Origin of the sequence: Paraburkholderia sp. Ac-20347 (assembly GCF_017104805.1) — a bacterium.
Lineage (GTDB): Bacteria > Pseudomonadota > Gammaproteobacteria > Burkholderiales > Burkholderiaceae > Paraburkholderia > Paraburkholderia tropica.
Map to the genome: position 1 here is coordinate 1 of NZ_JAAGPN010000211.1, position 14012 is coordinate 14012.

Annotated in this window: 16 protein-coding genes; 7 read left to right on the top strand and 9 right to left on the bottom strand. The window is 67.7% G+C overall.

The genetic code is table 11. The features are described 5' to 3' along the window. Together G3N97_RS28830 and G3N97_RS28835 are read left to right on the top strand one after the other, a co-directional pair. The coding region (locus tag G3N97_RS28830) for an FtsX-like permease family protein (RefSeq protein ID WP_346778136.1) at positions 1-1359 on the top strand (1359 nt) is incomplete at its 5' end. A gap of 153 nt (positions 1360-1512) precedes the next feature. After that, entirely contained in the window at positions 1513-1935 is a 423-nt protein-coding gene (locus G3N97_RS28835) for a MarR family transcriptional regulator (protein WP_167371416.1), read from the top strand. A 21-nt stretch (positions 1936-1956) separates the two neighbouring features. Here the strand turns inward: G3N97_RS28835 and G3N97_RS28840 are convergent, their stop codons facing one another. From G3N97_RS28840 to G3N97_RS28860, 5 genes are read right to left on the bottom strand one after another with little or no spacing between them, the layout of a single operon-like run. After that, the gene (locus G3N97_RS28840) at positions 1957-2709 is read right to left on the bottom strand and encodes an SDR family oxidoreductase (RefSeq protein ID WP_205996378.1); all 753 of its coding nucleotides are present in this window, start codon (positions 2707-2709) and stop codon (positions 1957-1959) included. Position 2710: 1 nt separating this feature from the next. Continuing rightward, the gene (locus tag G3N97_RS28845) at positions 2711-4375 is read right to left on the bottom strand and encodes an AMP-binding protein (protein WP_205996379.1); all 1665 of its coding nucleotides are present in this window, start codon (positions 4373-4375) and stop codon (positions 2711-2713) included. Between the two features lie 8 nt (positions 4376-4383). Beyond that, positions 4384-4872, bottom strand: coding sequence for an aromatic-ring-hydroxylating dioxygenase subunit beta (locus G3N97_RS28850; protein ID WP_205996380.1), 489 nt, complete (start codon positions 4870-4872; stop codon positions 4384-4386). After that, on the bottom strand, positions 4869-6218 hold the full coding sequence (locus G3N97_RS28855) for an aromatic ring-hydroxylating dioxygenase subunit alpha (RefSeq protein WP_205996381.1): 1350 nt from the start codon (positions 6216-6218) through the stop codon (positions 4869-4871). The genes G3N97_RS28850 and G3N97_RS28855 overlap by 4 nt, the downstream gene beginning before the upstream one ends. Before the next feature lie 37 nt (positions 6219-6255). Continuing rightward, entirely contained in the window at positions 6256-7263 is a 1008-nt protein-coding gene (locus G3N97_RS28860) for a PDR/VanB family oxidoreductase (protein ID WP_205996382.1), read from the bottom strand. A gap of 241 nt (positions 7264-7504) precedes the next feature. Here G3N97_RS28860 and G3N97_RS28865 point away from each other — a divergent pair, with 241 nt between their 5' ends. The 5 genes from G3N97_RS28865 (at position 7505) to G3N97_RS28885 (ending at position 11029) form a co-directional block, all read left to right on the top strand. Then, a complete protein-coding gene (locus G3N97_RS28865) occupies positions 7505-8677 on the top strand; it encodes a thiolase family protein (protein ID WP_205996383.1) in 1173 nt (390 codons plus the stop codon). Continuing rightward, positions 8674-8985 carry a zinc ribbon domain-containing protein gene (locus G3N97_RS28870; protein WP_205996384.1) on the top strand — a complete coding sequence of 104 codons (312 nt, stop codon included), beginning with the start codon at positions 8674-8676 and terminating at the stop codon, positions 8983-8985. The genes G3N97_RS28865 and G3N97_RS28870 overlap by 4 nt, the downstream gene beginning before the upstream one ends. Before the next feature lie 152 nt (positions 8986-9137). Beyond that, positions 9138-9548: a group II truncated hemoglobin gene (locus tag G3N97_RS28875; RefSeq protein WP_065064526.1), complete on the top strand. Its 411-nt coding sequence runs from the start codon at positions 9138-9140 to the stop codon at positions 9546-9548. 138 nt (positions 9549-9686) lie between these two features. Beyond that, positions 9687-10433 (top strand): alanyl-tRNA editing protein, encoded by a 747-nt coding sequence (locus tag G3N97_RS28880; RefSeq protein WP_205996385.1) that lies wholly within the window; start codon positions 9687-9689, stop codon positions 10431-10433. After that, positions 10430-11029 carry a DUF924 family protein gene (locus G3N97_RS28885; RefSeq protein WP_205996386.1) on the top strand — a complete coding sequence of 200 codons (600 nt, stop codon included), beginning with the start codon at positions 10430-10432 and terminating at the stop codon, positions 11027-11029. Before G3N97_RS28880 ends, G3N97_RS28885 begins: the two co-directional genes overlap by 4 nt. A 19-nt stretch (positions 11030-11048) precedes the next feature. On the opposite strand, the gene G3N97_RS28890 is transcribed toward G3N97_RS28885, so the two are convergent. From G3N97_RS28890 to G3N97_RS28905, 4 genes are all read right to left on the bottom strand, one after another. Further along, on the bottom strand, positions 11049-11795 hold the full coding sequence (locus tag G3N97_RS28890; protein ID WP_205996387.1) for an SDR family oxidoreductase: 747 nt from the start codon (positions 11793-11795) through the stop codon (positions 11049-11051). Positions 11796-11873: 78 nt separating this feature from the next. After that, positions 11874-12458 (bottom strand): TIGR00730 family Rossman fold protein, encoded by a 585-nt coding sequence (locus tag G3N97_RS28895; RefSeq protein WP_205996388.1) that lies wholly within the window; start codon positions 12456-12458, stop codon positions 11874-11876. Beyond that, on the bottom strand, positions 12455-13192 hold the full coding sequence (locus G3N97_RS28900; protein ID WP_065064536.1) for a TetR/AcrR family transcriptional regulator: 738 nt from the start codon (positions 13190-13192) through the stop codon (positions 12455-12457). Before G3N97_RS28900 ends, G3N97_RS28895 begins: the two co-directional genes overlap by 4 nt. A 279-nt stretch (positions 13193-13471) precedes the next feature. Continuing rightward, on the bottom strand, positions 13472-14012 hold a 541-nt coding region (locus G3N97_RS28905), incomplete at its 5' end, for a diacylglycerol kinase (protein WP_346778137.1).

Consider the following 14012-nt stretch of genomic DNA (forward strand, 5'->3'; position numbering starts at 1 on the left):
CAATGGGGCGAGGAAAGCCGCACGGCGTGGGCTGCGTACGCGGTGGGCATCGCGCTGTTCGCGGGCCTGCTCGTGATCGCGGCGGGCGAACTGAAGCTCGGCGGCATCGTCGCCGGTGGTTTCGCGCTCGGCCTGCTCGTATTCGCGGGGCTCGCGCGTCTCGCGCTGTGGAGCGCGGCGCGTCTCGCGCGCAGTCAGCGCAACGGGCTGGAAGCGCGCGCGGGCGTGGGCTGGCGCTATGCGCTGGCGTCGCTCGAACGGCGGCCCGGCGCGAGCGCGCTGCAGATCACCTCGCTCGCCATCGGGCTGATGTGTCTGCTGCTGATCGCCATGACGCGCAACGACCTGATCGAAGGCTGGCGCAAATCGACGCCGCCCGACGCGCCCAACGAATTCCTCATCGACATCCAGCCCGACCAGCGCGACGCGGTGGCCGCCTGGCTTTCGCAGCACGGCGTCGCGAGTCCCGATCTGGAGCCGATGGTGCGCGGCCGCCTCATCAGCATCAACGGCAAGCCGGTCGATCCCGAGCAGTACAAGAGCGAGGATGCGCGCCGTCTCGTCGACCGCGAATTCAATCTCTCGTACACGACGCAGCTGCCCGACGACAACCGCATCGAAGCCGGCCAGTGGTACGGCGAGACGAGTGCGCCGCAACTGTCGATCGAGCAGGGACTCGCGAAAATCCTCAACGTGAAGCCCGGCGACGTGCTGACTTTCGACGTGACCGGCCTCGAAGTGACCGCGCCCGTGACGAGTCTGCGCAAGCTCGACTGGGGCTCGTTCAAGGTCAACTTCTTCGTGCTGATGCCGCCTGCGTTGCTGCACGATTTCCCGGCCACGTTCATCACGAGTTTCCATCTGCCCGACGCGCAGCGTAATGTGGTCGACGGGCTGGTCGCGAAGTATCCGAACGTGACGGCCATCGACGTCGGGCCGATCCTCGCGCAGATCCAGCGCGTGCTGGAGCAGGTGATTGGCGCGGTGCAGTTCCTCTTTATCTTCACGCTCGCGGCGGGTGTGCTGGTGTTGTACGCGGCGCTCGCGGGCACGCGCGACGAACGCATGCGCGAGTCGGCGCTGCTGCGCGCGCTGGGCGCGTCGCATCGGCAGGTGAGGTCGGTGCAGATCGCGGAGTTCGTCGCCGTGGGCGCACTGGCCGGGCTGATGGCGGCGCTCGGCGCGCAGGCCGTGGGCTACGTGCTGGCCACGCGCGTGTTCGACTTCTATCTCGCGTTCGATCCGTGGCTCGTGCCCGCAGGCGTTGCGGCGGGCGTGGTGTGCGCGGGCGTGGGCGGCTGGGTCAGTCTGCGTCACGTGCTGGCGCGGCCCGCCTTGCAGTCGCTGCGCGACGCTTGACGTTCGACACGCGAAGCGGACGTGCGCGGCGGCGCTTGCTTTGGGCGGGTGTCGTACGCGCGCATTCCGTTATAGGATGCCGGTGCTGCTCACACCGACACCATGACCACCGACTCGACAGAATCAAGCGCATCCACTGAGAAAGGCACGCCAATGCGCTTTCTCGACACCTATCTCGCCGCGCTGCTCGCGCGCGCGAGCGCGCTCATCTCCGACGAATTCCACGCCACGCTCGCGCGCAAGAAGATTCCGGCGCTGCAATGGCGCGTGCTCGCCTGTCTGTCCGACGGCCCCTTGCCGATGGGCGATCTCGGCCGCCTGATCCTCGCCAAGCAGCCGACCGTGAGCAAGCTGATCGACCGCATGGAAGCGGCGGGCATGGTCGCGCGTCAGGACGATCCGCAGAGCCGCCGCCGCACGCTCGTCGCGCTCACGCCGCAGGGCCGCGCGCTCGCGGCGGAGTTGATCGCGCTGGCGCTGGAACACGAGGCGTCGGTGCTGCTGCCGTTTCCGCCCGAGTCGGCGAAGCTGTTCGTCGAGATGCTGCGTCAGTTGATCGAGCAGCACGCGAAGTAACGCATTTCCCCGCAAGCGCTGTTAAAGCGCAAGACTGCCCGTGCTCGTGCCGCCGCACACATAAAGCGTCTGTCCCGTGACGAAGCCGTTTTCCGGCGCCGCGAAGAACATCGCGGCGCGCGCGATGTCGTCGGGCTGGCCGAGACGGCCGACCGGAATGCCCGCCGCGATCTGCGCGACCTTGGGGCTGTCGGCGGGCACGACCGCATGGAACATGTCGGTCTGCACGGGGCCGGGTGCGATGGCGTTCGCGGTCACGCCGAGCGGCCCGAGTTCGAGCGCCCATGTGCGCACGAGCCCGAGCATGCCCGCCTTGGTCGCCGAATACGCGGTGCGGGTGGCGAGCCCGAGCGCCGCGCGCGACGAGATCAGCACGAGCCGCCCGAAATGCTGCGCGCGCATCGCGGGCAGCATCGCCTGGGCGAGCGCGATGGGCGCATCGAGATGCAGATTCGCGAGCGCGATCACGTCGTCGTGCGTGACCTCGGGCAGCAGCGCCGCGCGGATCACGCCCGCGTTGTGCACGAGCGTCGTGGGCGCATGGCGCGCGACGACCTCGGCGGCGGCGGCGCGCGTGGCGGCGGCGTCGCAGAGATCGACTTCGACAGTATGCAGGCGCGCGTGGGCCGGCGCGTCGGCGCGCAGATCGAGCGAGATCACCTCGTAGTTCGCTTCGAGCAGATGCTCGACGATGGCGCGGCCAATGCCCGCGTTGCCGCCGGTGACGAGGGCGGTGCGCGGCGCGGCGGATGGCTGGCGGGTGGAGTCGGTCATATCAGTCCTGGCGTTTTTTCAGGGCGCGCGTGTCGATGCAGCGCGCGGTGCCGGGCAACGTGCGCGCGAGTTCCTTGAGCGCGGCGCGTTGCACCTTCTGCGTGCCGGTGAGCGGCAGCGCATCGACGAACGCGACGTAACCGGGCGCCTTGAAATAGGCGAGTTGCGCGAGACACAGTTGCGCGAGTTCGGCGGCGAGTGGCGCAGCGGCGGCATCGGCGAGCGGTTCGTGCGCGATGACGCAGGCGAGCACTTCGTCGCCGCGCACGGCATCGGGCGTCGCGGCCACGGCAACATCGGCCACGCACGGATGCTTGCGCAGCACGCTCTCGACTTCGACCGCCGAAATGTTCTCGCCGCTGCGCCGGATCACGTTCTTCTTGCGATCGACGAAATAGAGCCGGCCTTGCGCGTCCTGCCTGACGATGTCGCCGGTATGGAACCAGCCGCCTTCCCACGCGGCGGCGGTGGCTTCGGGATCCTTGAGATATTCGCGAAAGAAGCCGCGGCGCGGATGCTCGCCGCGCGCACGCACGAGCAGTTCGCCGGGCGTGTCGACGCCGACGTCGCGTCCATCGTCGCCGACGATGCGCACGTCGAGCGCCGCTTCGGGCTGGCCGAAGCACGACTGGCCCACCTGACGCGGCTCGCGATTGGCGATCACCACGGCGCCCGCGCCCGTTTCGGTCATCGCCCAGGCTTCGAGCAAGGGCATGCCGAAGCGCGTTTCGAACGGCGCGTGCAGCGTTTTATCGACGCCCGCGCCGAAGCCGAAGCGCACCGAATGCTCGCGGTCCTGCGCGCTGGCGGGCGCGCCGAGCAGCATCGCGGGCATCACGCCGAGATAGTGGACGACGCTCGCGCGAGCGGCGCGCACGCTGGCCCACCAGGTGCGCGGATGAAAGCGGTCGAGCGGGACGATCGCGCCGCCCGCGAGGATCATCGCCATGGTCGAGTAGGCCATCGCGTTCATGTGCGTCATCGGCAGCGGCGTGACGAGGCGCTCGACGCCGGGACGCAGCGCGCACAAGCCGCCGATGCGGTTGTACCACTCGCCCGCGAGCAGGAAATACGCGTTGGGCAGCACGCAGGCTTTCGGGCGGCCCGTCGTGCCCGAGGTGTAGAGCAGGGCGCATTCGGTGTCGGCGTCGGGCGTGTCGGCGCGGGCGGGTGTGGCGGCGCGCGTGAGCGTCGCGCCGTCCGTCATGCCGTCGGCTTCGCAGATCGAGACGTTGCGTTGCGCGGCGCGCGCCGCCGCGTGCAGATCGGCATGACGCGCGGCAGGTGCGATGGCGAGATCGAGTTCGCTGTGGCCCGCGATGTATTCGAGTTCGGCGGCGCGCAGTTCGGTCGAGAGCGGCACGACCGAGACGCCGAGCGCATTGAGCGCGAACCAGTGCAGGAAAAACGCGGGCCGGTTTTCGAGCATCAGGCCCGCGCGATGACCGCTGCCGAAACCGGCTTCGCGATAGCGCGCGGCGAGCGCGTCGACGCGTGCGAGCGCTTCGCCGTAGCGCAGCGTTTGCGCGTCGATGCCGTAGATCGCGGCGGTTTCGGGCAGCACGACGAGGAAGTCGTGATCGGGCCAGCGCGCGGCGCTGGCGGCGAAGGCCGCGTAGACGCTGGCGTCGGAGTTGGCATGATGGGGCGTATCGGGTGAAATCATCGCGCGCCTCACAGGAACAGTTGCACGGACGGCAGCGCCGCGTCGCAGTTGAGCAGATCGATGCGCTTTTCGCGGATGCGCAGCGCGCCGTCCTGCTCGACGACGTGATGGCGCACGATGCCCGTGAACACCAGTTGCTCGTCGCCGCGCGCTTCGGCATAGAAGAACGGCGTGCGCAGGCGATAGCCGCCGGCGTCGGCGGATTCGATTTCGGGGCGCTGCATGACGTGCTGGCAACGGCTCTCGGGTTGCTGCGAAAACGCGCGCGGCTGCTTGAGGCGTTCGATGCGCAGCTTGAGCAGCAGCCGGTCCTCGTACATCAGCGAGGCGTGATTGAGGCCGTCTTGCTGGCCGTGCGCGAGCGGTATCCAGTAGAGGCCGTCGTCGGCGAACAGCGTGTACCAGGCGTCGAACTGCTTGTCGTCGATGAGGCGCGCCTCGCGATAGACGAAGTCGGCGAGCGTGTCGCGCAGGGCGGGATCGTGGGCGTGGGTCATCGCGCGGTTCCGGTTTCGTGCGGTTGCTGCTGCTGGGTTTGTGGCGCCATATGCCGCGCCCAGGCGCGGAACTGGTTGCGCATCGAAATTTCGCTCGTGCCGTTCACGGTGAGATCGGCGGCGTGCGCTTCGTCCGCGCGATAGTCGCGATGCAGACTCACCCAGTCGTTGCCGTTGGCCGCGAGTCCTTCCTGGATCGCGCGATACGCATGCAGATCGTCGTGGCCCACGACCGACATCGGCGAATTGATCAGCCGCGAATAGGTGAGCGTGCGTTGCAGCAGCGCGTCGGGCGCGCCCTTGAGGCGAAAGGTCCACGATTCGATCACCGTCTTGTCGGGCGCGATCGGGCGCACGACGCGGATCGCCTGAATCGCGCCCTTGATCGTGAGGTTCGGGTAATAGACCGTGTTGTGGCGCGCGGTGCCGAGCACCTGTTTCGCCTTCTCCTCGCCCCACGCGGCGATCAGTTGCTGCTCGTATTCGGGCACGGCGGCGTAGCTCGAATGAATCGAGAAGTTCACGCCCGTGTAGCTGTGGCCGTGCTCGAACACGCGCACGCCCATGCCGTCGAAAAAGCCGTAATCGGAGACGAAAGGCACGAACTGCTCGATCGCCATCGGCTTGGGTTCGTCGGCGGATTTGCCTTCCCAGAGTTTCTTCGCCGTGCCGGCCGACGACTCGTGCGCCACCATCGGATGCATCGTGTCGTTCAGGTTCTCGACGAACATCTTCCAGTTGCAGTTGTGCACGTAGCGCAGGCAGCCGCCCGCGATTTCGAGTTCGCCTTCGGGCGAGCGGTCGGCCATGTTGTCGATCGACGACAGCGACGCGCCGAAATACTCGCTGAACGTCGGGCCTTCGTCGGCGAGACGCACGAACACGAAGCCGCGATAGATCTCGACGTTCGTGACCGCCTTGAGACCGTGTCCCGACGGACATTCGGAAAGCCGCGTGCCTTCGTAGCCGTTCTTCAGCGGAATCGCGAGCGGCTTGCCATCAGTTTTATAGGTCCACGCGTGATACGGGCAGCGGAAGAATTTGCCGGTGTTGCCGCTCGGCGCGCTGACGAGTTTCGCGCCCTTGTGCGCGCAGCGGTTCATCAGCACGCGCACGCTGCCGTTGGCCTCGCGCACCATCACGAGCGGCTGGCGCGCGATGTCGACGCTCACGTAGTCGCCCGCATTGGGCACCTGGCTCGTGTGGCCGAGATAGACCCACGTGCGGCTGAAGAGCCGCTCCATTTCGAGGTCGAAGACTTCCTGATCCAGATAGACGTCGCGATGAACCTGATCGGGTTCGACGAGCGCGGCGAGCGCTGCGGCGTCTTCGCGATAACGGGGCATGCGGGGCTCCTTGGCGTGAGCGGTGACGAGACGCGTTTCAGGCGTCGATGACGAGGCGCGAAGCACAAGCGCGCGAGACGCAGATGTGCATGACCTTGCCCGCGCGTTTTTCGGCGTCGCTCAGGCAGTAATCGCGGTGATCGACGTCGCCTTCGATCACGCCGACCTGGCAGACGCCGCATTCGCCGCGCTTGCAGTCGTAGAGCGGATCGAGTCCGGCGTCGAGCATCGCGTCGAGGATCGATTGCGCGGGCGCGACGCTCAGCGTCATGCCCGACTGGCGCAACTCGACTTCGAAACCCGCGTCGCCGGATTTGGGCGCGGTGGCGGCGAACAACTCGGAGCGGATGCGCTCGCGCGGCCAGCCTCGCGACGTCGCCTGCGCGATCGTGGCGTCGATCAGACCTTGCGGGCCGCACACGTAGAGCGGCTGGCCCGGCGTGAGCGAGGCGAGCAGGCGGGCGAGATCGAAGCGCTGCGCGGCGTCGCCGGCGTCGTCGCCGTAGAGATGCAGTGCGTCGCCCGCGAGCGTGCGCAGCGCGTCGACGAAGGCGAGTTGCGCGATCGAGCGGCCCGTGTAGTGCAGCGCGTAGCGATGCCCGCGCGACGCGAGTTCCGTGGCCATCGACGCGATCGGCGTGATGCCGATGCCGCCCGCGATCAGCACGGCGTCGGCGCAGCCTTCGGACGTGCTGTCGAGCGCGAAGGCGTTGACGGGCGCGGCGATACGCAGCGTGTCGCCTGCACGGACCTGCGTGTGCATCCAAAGCGAGCCGCCTGCGCCGTCGTCTTCGCGGCGCACGGCAATCAGGTAATGCGCGGGCGCGGCGGCGGGTTCGAAATCGATCAGCGAATAGGCGTTCCAGGCGGTGCCGTCGTGCGCCTGCACCTGCACGCGCAGATGCGCGCCCGCGCTATACGCGGGCAGCGCGTGGCCGTTGGCGGCGCGCAGGCGGAACGCGGTGACGTGTCCGGTGAGCGGCTCCACGGCTTCGACGATGACATCGAGTAATTCGACATCCTGAGGGATGGGCGCGGCGCTCATGTCGAGGCTCCTTGCGCGGCGGCGCGTCGAGAGAACGGACTGCGTGTCATGGGGCGTCTCCTGCCCGCCGCGAGAGGCGGCGAGTTTTTTGTCGGCGAAATTCCGGTTTTCGATTCCCGGGTCGGCGCAATTAGGCGTAAACCCTTTAGATTCGAAAATATGAAAATTCATGTGTTTTATTGGATAATGAAAAAAACCGGCTGTCAAGACGAACGCGACCGGGGCCAAAACAGGAGGATCGATGGAGGCGGATTTCGAAGGCGCCGCGCTCGTCTGCGGCGTGGAAGTGCCATATCGGCGGCAGGCGCCGGAGCACAGTACGGGCGATCTGCTCGCGCAGGCGTTCGACGCGGCGCTCGCGCAGTCGGGCTTTTCGGCGCGCGAGGTGGACGGGCTCGGCGTGGCGTCGTTCACGCTCGCGCCCGATCACGCGATCGACATGGCGTGGCGGCTCGGCCTGAGTCCGCGCTGGTGCATCGACGACTGTCACGGCGGCGCGAGCGCGATCAATCTGCTGCAGCACGCGATCCGCGCGATCCAGCACGGCGACGCGAACGTGATCGTGCTGCTCTCGGGCGACCGCTTCGAGGCCGCCGATTTTCGTCAGCTGGTCGAGCACTACAACCTCACGACGCGCACGTATCTGCGCCCGCTCGAGAACGGTGGGCCGAACAGCCTGTTTGCGATGCTGACGCAGCGTCATGCGCGCGCGCACGGGCTCGACGCGCGCGATTACGGCGCGCTGTGTGTGGCGCAGCGCGCATGGGCGGCGCTCAATCCGGACGCGGTGTATCGCACGCCGCTCACGCTCGACGATTATCTGAACGCGCCGCGCGTCGCGGACCCGCTCGGGCGTTTCGATTGCGTGCCGGTTGTGTGCGGCGCGAACGCCGTGGTGGTGGCGCGCGCGGATCTCGCGGCGCGGCGCACGCAAGCGGGCGCGCCCACGCCGCTGCGCGTGCGCGCGCTGCAATGCCGCTACAACACCGATCATCAGGCGGCCGATGGCTTGCAAACCGGTCTCGCCACGCTCGCCGACACGCTCTGGCAGCAGGCGAACGCCACGCCCGCCGACATCGACGTGATTTCGGTCTACGACGACTATCCCGTGATGAGCCTGATCCAGCTCGCCGATCTCGGCTTCGCGCCCGACGGCGATCTGCGTGCGCTGATCGCGCGTATCGCGTCGCGCGAGCTGGCGGTCAATACGTCGGGCGGACAGCTTTCGCCGGGGCAGGCGGGCGCGGCGGGCGGCATGCACGGGCTCGTCGAAACGATCCGCCAGTTGCAGGGACTCGCGGGCGCGCGTCAGGTGGCGGACGCGCGCCTCGCGCTCGCGAGCGGCTACGGCATGGTGCAGTATCGATACGGCATGTGCGCGAACGCGGTCGTGCTCGACAAGGAGAACGCATGACGACGACAGTGCTGCATATCGAACGCTGCCGCGTCTGCGCGCAGGCGCTGTTTCCCGCGCGTTATCGGTGCCCGCATTGCGGTGCCGCCGACTGGGTGAGCGAGGCCGCGCCGCATGGCGTCGTGGAGGAGAGCACGGTGGTGCGCCATCGCGTGGGCGCGCAGGGAACGGGCGACGTGCATCTCGCGACCGTGCGCACCGCGGCGGGCGCGTTCGTGATCGCGCGCGCCGACGCGCCGCTCGCGCGCGGCACAAGCGTGGCGCTGAGTATCGACGAGACGAACCGCGTCTGGGCGAGCGCGTCCTGAGTGTCGCGCTGAGCGTCGCACTGAGCGCCGCCCGGCCACGTACGCTTCGCTATGCGAAAATCGGCGTTTCCTGCGGGCGCGCGTGCGCCTTGCCGTCCCCGTTTTCATATCGAAGCGTATCGAAACGCGTCGACTCCACCCGAATCAACCGTATGACCGATCCAGCCGACGAAGCGCCGCAGCAACCCACGGCCTTCGAACTCGTCGGCGGCGAGGCGCGCGTGCGCGAACTCGTCGACCGTTTCTATGACCTGATGGACCTGGAGCCCGAATTCGCGGGCATCCGCGCGCTCCATCCGCAGTCGCTCGACGGCTCGCGCGACAAGACCTTCTGGTTCCTGTGCGGCTGGATGGGCGGCCCGGACCACTATGTCTCGCGCTTTGGCCATCCGCGTCTGCGCGCGCGCCATCTGCCGTTCGCGATCGCGTCGTCGGAGCGCGACCAGTGGCTGCGCTGCATGGCGTGGGCGATGCAGGACATCGGCCTCGCCGAGCCGCTGCGCGAGCGCCTGCTGCATTCGTTCTTCGACACCGCCGACTGGATGCGCAACCGTCCGGGTTGAGCCGCGCGCGGCGCTCCCCGGCTGGCCCGGTGCGAGCGCCGATACAGTCCGGTAGAGGCGCGCGCGAGGCGTATTTTGCGAGAGCGCGCGCATCGCCATAATGGAGGCTCCCGCAGAACGACGAGGAGACGCTTCCCCATGACAACGACTTCCGCCACGCGCGCGCTCTTTCGCGACGACGCCTATCTCACGCACTGCGACGCCACCGTGCTGGCCGTGGGCGAGGACGGCGTGCGGCTCGACCAGACCGTGTTCTATCCGCTCGGCGGCGGCCAGGCCGGCGACACCGGCGCGCTGGTGCTCGAAGACGGCACGCGCATCGCGATCGCCGATACCCGCAAGGCCAAATTCGAAGGCGCGACGCCCGACGACGCGCTCCATCTTCCCGCGCCCGGCCAGGACGCCGCGCTCGCGCGGCTCGCGGCGGGCATGCGCGTGCGCGCCGAGATCGACTGGGCGCGCCGCCATCGGCATATGCGGCTGCATACGGCGAGCCATCTGATGTGCGCGGTGCTGCCGTACGCCGTGGACGGCTGCAGCATCACGAGCGAGTACGCGCGGCTCGACTTCGCGACCGTGGAACCGATCGAGCGCGAGCACGTCGAGGCGAGGCTTGCGCAACTCGTCGCGGGCGCGCATGCGGTGGCGACCGAATGGATCACCGACGAAGCGATGGCGCAGCGCCCCGAACTCGTGCGCACGATGAGCGTGAAGCCGCCGATGGGCCTCGGGCGCGTGCGCCTGCTGCGCATCGAGAGCGTCGATCTTCAGCCGTGCGGCGGCACGCATGTGCGCAACACGCGGGAAATCGGCGCGCTGCGCGTGGCGAAGCTCGAAAAGAAAAGTGCGCGCACGCGCCGCCTCGTGCTGGAACTCGTCGAATGACGTCGCTCGATCCGCGTGCGCGCGAGGTGCTGGACTTCTGGTTCGGCGCGCCGGATTCGGACGACTTCGGCCGCGCGCGCAAGATCTGGTTTCGTAAACGCGAGGCGTTCGACGCGCAGTTGCGCGAGCGCTTCGGCGCGCTGCTCGACGCGGCGTGCGCGGGCGAACTCGACGCCTGGTGCGTGACGCCCGAAGGCGCACTCGCGCTGATCGTCGTGCTCGATCAGTTCTCCCGCAACTGCCATCGCGGCACGCCGCGCGCGTTCGCCGCCGACGCGCACGCGCTGCGCATCGCGCGCGCAATGGTGGCGCGCGGCGACGACCTCAAGCTGCCGACGGCGCAGCATCGCGCGTTCGCGTATCTGCCGTTCGAGCATGCGGAAAACGCCGAGGCGCAGCGCGAGTCGGTGCGTCTGTTCGGCGAACTGGCGAAGAGCGCAGAGGGCGGGGAAGGCGGGGATTACTACGATTACGCGTTGAAGCACGCGAACGTGATCGAACGCTTCGGGCGGTTTCCGCATCGCAATGCGCTGCTGGGCCGCGCGTCGAGCGAGGACGAAACCGCGTTCCTGAGCGAACCCGGCTCGTCGTTCTAAACGGCAGTCACCGCGAAAATCAGCGGCCGCCGCTTACGTCGATCAGCGCGCCGGTGACGTAGGACGCGGCATCGCTCATCAGCCAGACGATTGTTTCCGCGACTTCGTCGGCGCTGCCGGGACGGCCCAGCGGCGTTTGCGCGCCGAGCACGGCGGCGCGGTCCGGACGGCCGCCGCTCGCGTGAATCTCCGTGTCGATGAGGCCGGGCCGCACCGCGTTCACGCGAACGCCTTGCGGCCCGAGTTCCTTGGCGAGACCGAGCGTCATCGTATCGATCGCGCCTTTCGAGGCCGCGTAATCGACGTACTCGTTCGGCGACCCGAGCCGCGCTGCTGCCGACGACACGTTCACAATCGCGCCGCCGTCGCCGCCACGGTCCTTCGACATGCGCCGCGCCGCTTCGCGCGCGCACAGAAACGCGCCGTAGACGTTCACGTCGAACATGCGTTTTAGACGCGCGGCGTCCATGTCGGCCACCTGGCTCGACGGCGCGACGATGCCCGCGTTGTTCACGAGCGCGTCGATGCGTCCGTAGGCTTGTTCGAGCGTGTCGAACATCGCGATCACGTCGGCTTCGTTCGCCACGTCGCCGCGCACGAGACGCGCGTGGCCGCCCGCGCGGCCCACTTCGGCGGCGGTTTCCTCGGCGGCGGGTTCGTTATGCAGATAGTTGATGCCCACGGTCCAGCCGCGCGCGCCGAGCAAGCGCGCGCACGCACGGCCGATGCCGCGGCTCGCACCCGTGATCAGGACGACCTTGCCCATCGGTTTGTCTCCTTGGGGAAGGCGCGCGGCGCGCGCCGTGGTGCATCAAGCGCGCATCAACCGCGCACTAATCGCGCTTCAAACGTTCTCGCGCAGATCGGCCCACTTGTCCTTCGCGGGCGCGTGATAGCGCTGGAGCTTGCCGATCAGCGCGGTGGGATCGCTGTCGAACTGCAGCAGATCGAGGTAGGTCTCGCGCATGAAACCTTCGCGCACGGTGTGCTGAAGCAGCGCGACGAGCGGATCGTAGAAGCCGTCGATGTTGAGCACACCGACCGGCTTGTGGTGATAGCCGAGCTGCGCCCACGTGTAGACCTCGAACAGCTCTTCGAGCGTGCCGGCGCCGCCGGGCAGCGCGACGAAGCCGTCGGAGAGATCGGCCATCATCTTCTTGCGGTGGTGCATGTCGGGCACGACGTGCAGTTCGGTCAGGCCGTTGTGGCCCACTTCCTTGTCCACCAGCAGCTCGGGGATCACCCCGATCGCGCGGCCGCCCTCGGCCATCACCGTGTCGGCGATCACGCCCATCAGGCCGACCTTGCCACCGCCGTAGACGAGACCGAGGTCCGCCGCGACGAGCGCGCGGCCGAACGCGCGCGCCGCGTCGCCATATTTCGGATCGGCTCCGTTCGAGGAGCCGCAATACACACAGACTGCTTTCATTCGCGAGTTTCCTTGCTGTCTTTGCCGGTCGGCGCGCCCGCGCCGTCGCGCGGCGGCAGGTAATCGTAGAACTCGCGCTTGGGCAGCTTGCCCGAGACGAGATCGTCGAAAAGCTGCTTCGCGCGGCCGCGCAGATACGGCGCCATCAGCGACACGATCTGCACGCTCACCTGGTGGAGTTCGTCGCGGATCGCTTCCTGGTCGTTGTATTTGCGCGGGTTCATCACGAACTGGTACGAGAGCCAGTAAGTGGCGATCACGCCGATGTTGGTCGAGATCACGGCGATTTCGGCGGCGGTGGCGACCATGTCGCCATCTTCCACGAGCTGCTCGCAGAACTGCTTCGCGAAGTGCACCTTGTGGCTGATGATCTGCTTGAAGTGCATCTCCAGCGTGCGGTTGCGCGCGAGCAGATCGTTCAGGTCGCGATACAGGAAGCGGTAGCGCCAGGTGAAATCGACCATGTACTGCAGATACGCCCACATCTCGTCGATGGTGGCGCGGTGGTCGTCGGGGAAACGCAGACGCTTTTCGATCTCCTGCTCGAACTGGCTGAAGATGCTGTTGATGATGTCGTCTTTGTTGCGGAAGTGGTAGTACAGGTTGCCTGGACTGATCTCCATTTCCTCGGCGATGGTCGTCGTGGTGACGTTCGGCTCGCCGATCTCGTTGAACAGTTTCAACGACAACTCAAGAATCCGTTCGCGTGTACGGCGGGGAGGTTTGGCTTCCATGTCCGGCCCTGAATGTGCGGCGCCGGGCGTGGCGCTGCCGCTGATGCGTCGCGTAATGTGCCCGGTCGCGGTTGGTCTTTTTTAAGACTGTCGTTCGATTATAAACCGACGCTTGGGGCGCAAAACGCACCCGCAAAGAATGGAGCGTAGAGGCCGCGCGCGCGTCGCGCAAGGGCGAGCGGTATCTGGCGTGTGCGGCGGCTGTCCGGAGTCGGCGCGGAGGCTGTCCGAAGTCAGTGTGAAGTCAGCGCAAAAGCGGCCCGAAGTCAGGCCCCGAAGTCAGCGCGATTGCAGCCAGTGCAGCAGCGACGGGCCGAAGCGCGGCACGAGGATCAAGCCCCACGTCATCACGCAGGTGAGGAGCGCGACCGTGACCGCCGCGCTGCCCAGATCCTTGGCTCGGCCCGAGAGTTCGTTGCGTTCGAGACCGATGCGGTCGACGGCGTTTTCGATACTCGAATTGAGCAGCTCGACGATCAGCACCAGCATGACCGAGCCGAGCAGCAGCACGCGCTCGACCGGGTCGACCGGCACGAAGATGCCGATCGGCACGAGGATGGCCGCGAGCGTGAGTTCCTGACGAAACGCGCTTTCTTCGCGGATAGCCGCGCGAAATCCCTTGATCGAATACTTGAGCGCCTTCCAGGCGCGCGTGACGCCGCGATTGCCCTTGTACGGATTGAAGGGTGCGGGCGCGAGCGGATCGTCGGGACTCAGCGGCTCGTGCAGATGCGCGGGCTCGGGCGGCTCGGCCAGCATGCCGGGCGTCGCGTGAGGCTGAGGCGGCTGGGCGCTCGGCGCGTTCGCGGCGCCGCCGGCG

Coding starts and splice junctions, on each gene's coding strand:
- G3N97_RS28885 (WP_205996386.1), top strand. CDS start 10,430: ATGACGTCGCTCGATCCGCGTGCGCGCGAGGTGCTGGACTTCTGGTTC.
- G3N97_RS28890 (WP_205996387.1), bottom strand. CDS start 11,795: ATGGGCAAGGTCGTCCTGATCACGGGTGCGAGCCGCGGCATCGGCCGT.
- G3N97_RS28900 (WP_065064536.1), bottom strand. CDS start 13,192: ATGGAAGCCAAACCTCCCCGCCGTACACGCGAACGGATTCTTGAGTTG.
- G3N97_RS28895 (WP_205996388.1), bottom strand. CDS start 12,458: ATGAAAGCAGTCTGTGTGTATTGCGGCTCCTCGAACGGAGCCGATCCG.
- G3N97_RS28835 (WP_167371416.1), top strand. CDS start 1,513: ATGCGCTTTCTCGACACCTATCTCGCCGCGCTGCTCGCGCGCGCGAGC.
- G3N97_RS28865 (WP_205996383.1), top strand. CDS start 7,505: ATGGAGGCGGATTTCGAAGGCGCCGCGCTCGTCTGCGGCGTGGAAGTG.
- G3N97_RS28870 (WP_205996384.1), top strand. CDS start 8,674: ATGACGACGACAGTGCTGCATATCGAACGCTGCCGCGTCTGCGCGCAG.
- G3N97_RS28875 (WP_065064526.1), top strand. CDS start 9,138: ATGACCGATCCAGCCGACGAAGCGCCGCAGCAACCCACGGCCTTCGAA.
- G3N97_RS28880 (WP_205996385.1), top strand. CDS start 9,687: ATGACAACGACTTCCGCCACGCGCGCGCTCTTTCGCGACGACGCCTAT.
- G3N97_RS28850 (WP_205996380.1), bottom strand. CDS start 4,872: ATGACCCACGCCCACGATCCCGCCCTGCGCGACACGCTCGCCGACTTC.
- G3N97_RS28840 (WP_205996378.1), bottom strand. CDS start 2,709: ATGACCGACTCCACCCGCCAGCCATCCGCCGCGCCGCGCACCGCCCTC.
- G3N97_RS28860 (WP_205996382.1), bottom strand. CDS start 7,263: ATGAGCGCCGCGCCCATCCCTCAGGATGTCGAATTACTCGATGTCATC.
- G3N97_RS28855 (WP_205996381.1), bottom strand. CDS start 6,218: ATGCCCCGTTATCGCGAAGACGCCGCAGCGCTCGCCGCGCTCGTCGAA.
- G3N97_RS28845 (WP_205996379.1), bottom strand. CDS start 4,375: ATGATTTCACCCGATACGCCCCATCATGCCAACTCCGACGCCAGCGTC.